The sequence below is a fragment of the Pedobacter sp. 01N416 genome, from assembly GCF_056399685.1.
In genome coordinates, this window is sequence record NZ_JBFTRT010001061.1 from 1 (window position 1) to 538 (window position 538).

Genomic DNA, 538 nt, shown 5'->3' on the forward strand with positions numbered 1-538 from the left:
GTTTAATGCCGGATATAAACAGCTTATCCATATACTCATCCGTAATTTTTTGTAGTTCCAGTGTATGTTTGCCCTGTTCCTTTTTCTCAACCCCAAGCAGGCTATCATATTTGTTTTTTATGGCAAGTTTTAGGATCCGTTCATCAATGGCAGCAATTATAACCAGTCTTTGTGCAATTTCAGGGTCTTCTAGTAATATCCTCAATGAATCAATGATCTGAATAACTTTCCCTTCATTGCAGCGGTCGATATCCTCGACAAATAAAACAATTTTCCTTTGCTGAATTTTCGTATCTGGGATCCAGCATTTGAGTAAAATAAGAGTTTCCCGTTGAATTTCAGCCTGTAGGCCCAAATGGTCTTTAAAGGAGTGTTTGGAAGAATATTTGAGGAAGATATCTTTTGCTTTTGCACTGTAGTCTTTTTTGTAGGTCACGACAACGCTGTAGCCGATAACCGACAATGCAGCTGGGATGCCGAAGATTTCAAAAAGAAATTTTATTCCCTTTTCTTTATCCAGGGTGGTTTCGTATAAAAT

1 protein-coding gene is annotated in these 538 nt (G+C 37.7%); it reads right to left on the reverse strand.

All coding sequences use genetic code 11. From position 1 onward, the window contains the following. The coding region (locus AC1DND_RS29235) for a P-loop NTPase fold protein (RefSeq protein WP_477586524.1) at positions 1–538 on the reverse strand (538 nt) is incomplete at both ends.